The organism is Bartonella sp. TT29SHDZB, from assembly GCF_042193395.1.
Taxonomy (GTDB): Bacteria; Pseudomonadota; Alphaproteobacteria; order Rhizobiales; family Rhizobiaceae; genus Bartonella.
The window spans coordinates 1-5,032 of sequence record NZ_JBHILQ010000041.1 but is presented as its reverse complement, the minus strand read 5'-3'; the positions used below and the strand labels follow the sequence as shown (position 1 = coordinate 5,032).

4 protein-coding genes and 2 pseudogenes are annotated in these 5,032 nt (G+C 40.3%); all 6 read left to right on the top strand.

Features of this window, described 5'->3' with window-relative positions:
- Positions 1–1,816 (top strand): annotated as a pseudogene (locus ACFIJJ_RS08950) (DUF637 domain-containing protein); the annotation flags it as partial.
- Positions 1,817–1,865: 49 nt separating this feature from the next.
- Positions 1,866–2,441, top strand: coding sequence for an SMI1/KNR4 family protein (locus tag ACFIJJ_RS08945; protein WP_375646698.1), 576 nt, complete (start codon positions 1,866–1,868; stop codon positions 2,439–2,441).
- Between the two features lie 52 nt (positions 2,442–2,493).
- Complete coding sequence (locus ACFIJJ_RS08940; protein ID WP_375646697.1) at positions 2,494–3,063, top strand: SMI1/KNR4 family protein; 570 nt, start codon at positions 2,494–2,496, stop codon at positions 3,061–3,063.
- 52 nt (positions 3,064–3,115) lie between these two features.
- The gene (locus tag ACFIJJ_RS08935; protein ID WP_273791575.1) at positions 3,116–3,697 is read left to right on the top strand and encodes an SMI1/KNR4 family protein; all 582 of its coding nucleotides are present in this window, start codon (positions 3,116–3,118) and stop codon (positions 3,695–3,697) included.
- Positions 3,698–3,749: 52 nt separating this feature from the next.
- Positions 3,750–4,340 (top strand): SMI1/KNR4 family protein, encoded by a 591-nt coding sequence (locus ACFIJJ_RS08930; RefSeq protein ID WP_375646695.1) that lies wholly within the window; start codon positions 3,750–3,752, stop codon positions 4,338–4,340.
- Between the two features lie 106 nt (positions 4,341–4,446).
- Positions 4,447–5,032, top strand: a pseudogene (locus tag ACFIJJ_RS08925) (DUF6990 domain-containing protein); the annotation flags it as partial.

Below are 5,032 nucleotides of genomic sequence, written 5' to 3'. Positions count from 1 at the left end.
ATGAATGCAGCGATACAGGCAGGTGTCCAAGCGCTGATTAACAAAAGCGCTGTGGCTCTTGTCAATAATCGCGGCAATATTGCCGGTGCCTTGCATGAGCTTGGCTCTTCAAAGAATATTCTCAGCATTGTCTCGTCGATGTTGACAGCAGGCTTAACCAGCCAACTAACCGAAATGGCTGGTGTTGGACAATCTTTGCCAAAAACCGCTCCTTTTGTCGATCGTATCGCCCTTGAAGCGAAAAAGAACCTGATCAAAGCCGCTATTGGCACAGGCGTTCAAACGGCTCTTGAGGGTGGCTCTCTTGACAAGAACTTTTTTAACAACCTGCGCATCGCCCTGTCTGATACGGTTGGCAAATCGTTGGCGGAAGAAATCGGTACCGCCAAGGCTGAAGGCAAAATAGATACGGTCACACAAATCGTTGCCCACGCCGGTCTTGGCTGTTTAAAAGGCGCTGTTGCGAGTGGTGCTTGCACGGCCGGTGCTGTGGGGGGGGGCTGTGGGTGAAGCCACTGCTATGCTCCAGTTTCAATTATGGGTGCAAGGCATTGTGAAAGAGGAAATGGGGGATCTAAACGGTCGCACCCCAACTCCGGAAGAGCAAGCGCGTATAAACGCAAAGATTGATGCGCAGTTTGCTGACTTTAGAGACCACACCATTGATGTTGCACGGGCTGCCGGGGGCGTTGCCGCTGCCCTTGCCGGTGGCAATGTTGATGCCGGCGCTGATGCCGCTGGTAATGCCGCTGCAAATAACTACCTCAGCAGTGCGCAACAAGCTCAGATGGAGAAAGAATTAAAGGAGTGTCCTGACTTTTTATGTGCAGCAGAAGTGTCTGCGAAGTGGACTGCGATTAGTACAGGGCAAGATATAAGCTTTGCGGCAGGTATGGTAGCTGGTGTCCCGGCTGAAATATACGATACGGTTGATGGTTTTTTGCAAATAGCCAAAAATTCCAAAGAGATTTTGAAAGCGCTCAAAGATTTCTTCACCAGTGATAAGGTTTTGGCTACCCTTGGGCATGCCTTTGCACAGCCCTATGTAGATCGCATTAATAAAATGGAGGAGGAATATGAGCGAGCCGGTGCCGGTGGTTCCTTTAATGCTGGTCTTGAATTTGGAAAATTATTGACTGAAGTAGCAACGCTGTTTTTGGGAGGAGCTGGAACAGCCAAGGGAGCCATAAAGCTTGGCGAAAAGACAGTGATCAAGTTCAATGCTATGAAAGATTTTGCCCAATTCGCTTCCAAGAAAAATCTTGCAGAACTTGCAACTCAAGGAGATCCTGACAAATTTGCGGCGAGGAAAGAACTGACCAAACTTGCTGCTAAAGAAAAAAAGCTTTGGTTAAAAAAGAAACCCACTAAATTTACCGATAGCAAATTTGGACAGACTAACAAAGCCTATCAGAGAGACGATTTGTTTGATCCTAACAGAATTTCTGATTGGGAAGAAAAAGGAAAAACGGTGTGGGGCACCAATATTGAGAGAATGGAAACAGGAAGAGCACCTATAGGATTTGATAATAAGTCTGTTGAGTTGCATCACCTAAAGCAAACGCATGAGGGACCCATAGCAGAAATGAGTCATGAATCTCATAAAAAATATACTTCTGTGATTCATAATAATCCTCAAAAACATCAATCACTTATAGAGAGAAAAAAGTTTGATAAGTGGAGAGAGGAATATTGGAAGGAACGTGCTAAAGGGTATAGGGAACAAAAAAACAGTAATTTAGGAGAAATAATTGATATGAAATGGGGTATCATAGGGATAGATTTTGACAGATGGGGACAGGAGCATCGGCAGTAATGCTCTACGATTGATGAAAAGAGAAAAAAGAAATTTGGAGAAATAATTGATGAAAACCTATACCTTAGATGATGTTGTAATATTAATTGATAAAGTGAATAAATATGATGATGAGATTATCCATTTTCGTACTGAAGATGATGCAGTTGATGATCTTGTAATTGAAAGGGCTGAGAAAGCTCTTGGTTTACAATTCACATCCTCTTACAAGAGTTTTTTGAAACATTATAAAGGTGGGGACATTAGTGGTGAAGAAATCTATAGTCTTTATGAGCATCCTATAGGTGTTTCTGTTAATGACGTTGTTTTCCAAAACTTAAATGATAGAAAACGTGGTTTTACGACACCAGAACAGCTCGTTGTGAGTTATGATCTTGATGAAACCTTTTACTTTGATTATACGCAGTTTCGGGATGGTGAATGCCCACTCTATGTCATGTTTGCGGATGAGGAGTCCGAATATTACGCCAGTAATTTTTATGAATTCCTATGCAAAAGAATTAAAGTACACGCGGGAGTTGAGATACCTGATGGTGACCAACCGATTGAAAAGATTGAGAATACTCCCACTCCGCAACCTATCCCTTTTTACAAGAGTTTTTGGAAAAAACTATGGAAGAGGTGAAATTGATAGAGGAAATATGGAGCGTTTATAACGCACGTTTTGAGGATCATCTATGAAAACCTATACCTTAGATGATGTTGTAGAATTAGTTGATAAATATAATGATATTATCAATTTTCGTACCGAAGAAAATGCGGCTAATGATCTACGGATTGAAAAGGAGGAGAAAGCTCTCGGTTTGCAATTCACATCGTCTTATAAGAGTTTTTTAAAAAAATATGTAGGAGGAGAAATAGGGGGTGAAGAAATCTTTAGCCTTTATAAGGAGTGTGGAGCAGATATCCCTGGTGGTGATATTGTTTTCAAAAACTTAAATGCTAGAAAACGTGGTTTTGCAACATCAGAACAGCTTGTCGTGTGTTACGCTGATTTTGGTGAAACCTTTTATTTTGATTATACGCAGTTTCGGGATGGTGAATGCCCACTCTATATCAGGCTTCCATCTGAAGATTGCGAATATTACGCTAGCAATTTTTATGAATTCCTTTGCAAAAGAATTAAAGTACACGCGGGAGAAGAGATACTTGATGGTGACCAACCGATTGAAAAGACTGAGAACACTCCCACTCCGCAACCTATACCTTTTTACAAGAGTTTTTGGAAAAAACTATGGAAGAGGTGAAATTGATAGAGGAAATATGGAGCGTTTATAACGCACGTTTTGAGGTTCATCCATGAAAACCTATACCTTAGCTGATGTTGCAGTATTAATTGATAAAGTGAATAAATATGATGATGAGATTATCAATTTGGGTACTGCAGAAAATGCAGTTGATGATCTACTGATTGAAAAGGCGGAGAAAGCTCTCGGTTTACAATTCACATCTTCTTATAAGAGTTTTTTAAAAAATTATAAAGGAGGAGAAATTGGAGGTTATGAAATCTGTAGCGTTTATAGGGATTGTGGAATAGGTATTGCTGCTGGTGATATTGTTTTCCGCAACTTAAATAATAGAAAAAGGGGTTTTGCGACACCAGAACAGCTTATCGTAAGTAGAACAGATTTTGGTGAAACCTTTTATTTTGATTATACGCAGTTTAGGGATGGTGAATGCCCACTCTATGTCATGCTTCCATCTGAAGATTGCGAATATTACGCAAGTAATTTTTATGAATTCCTTTGCAAAAGAATTAAAGAAAGCGTGGGAGCTGAGATACCTGATGGTGATCAACCGATTGAAAAGATTGAGCACACTCCCACTCCGCAACCTATCCCTTTCTACAAGAGCTTTTGGAAAAAACTATGGAAGAGGTGAAATTGATAGAGGAAATATGGAGCGTTTATCACGGACGTTTTGAGGTTCATCCATGAAAACTTATACTTTAGCTGATGTTGCAGTATTAATTGATAAAGTGAATGAATATGATGATGAGATTATTAATTTTGGTAGTGAAGATGATGAAGAGAATGAAACGGATGATCTACAGATTGAAAAGGCGGAGAAAACTCTCGGTTTACAATTCACATCCTCTTACAAAGTTTTTTTAAAAAAATATGGAGGAGGAGAAATTGGTGGTGATGAAATCTTTAGTCTTTATAAGGAGTGTGGGGAAGGTATTCCTGCTGGTGATATTGTTTACCGAAACTTACTCAATAGAGAACGTGGTTTTGTGACACCAGAGCAGCTTTTCGTTAGCAGAACAGATTTTGGTGAAACCTTTTATTTTGATTATACGCAGTTTCGGGATGGTGAATGCCCACTTTATGTCATGCTTCCATCTGAAGATTGCGAATATTACGCAAGTAATTTTTATGAATTCCTATGCAAAAGAATTAAAGTACACGCGGGAGTTGAGATACCTGATGGTGACCAACCGATTGAAAAGATTGAGAATACTCCCACTCCGCAACCTATCCCTTTTTACAAGAGTTTTTGGAAAAAACTATGGAAGAGGTGAAATTGATAGAGGAAATATGGAGCGTTTATAACGCAAGTTTTGAGGATCATCTATGAAAACCTATACCTTAGATGATGTTGCACAATTGGTTGATAAGTGAGTCATGATGCAAACTAAAGATGTCACAGAGATTTTAAAAAGACTGGGCTGGGAGCCTTATCGTGATAACGTGGGGGATACTTTTGCGCATTATCATCTTCCCGATCGCATTGTCGGTATTGGGTATGGTGTAAAAAATTATGGAGAGAGTGGCAAAGAGTTTTTGCTTTCGGCTGATCTCACCACCGCTGCTTATTGTCTTGGCTGGGAATATTCTAGAGGTGAAAAATCACAGCGTAAATATGGAGATGTGCTGTTTTACGCGAAGGAGGATTTTAATGTTAAAGCTCCGGATCTTTCCGAAAGCCATATTAAGGACGCTCTAAATAGAGTGATTGCATGGGCGCAAGCACAGGATATTGAAAAAAAGTTGTGCGAGGAAGCTACTAATCATTCTGCCGTTGCACAAGCATTACTTGGTGATATGGAGGCTTTAAGGAGTGATAGATCTACCCCAAAACTATCTGTGCCAGAATTTGCAGATTATAAAACAATGACATCGGATGATCGCCTGCTTTTTTTTTGCACAGGCCTATAAAAATGGGGAATTAGACGATATTCTAACGCGCAAGAAGCCAAAACAGCGCTCGATA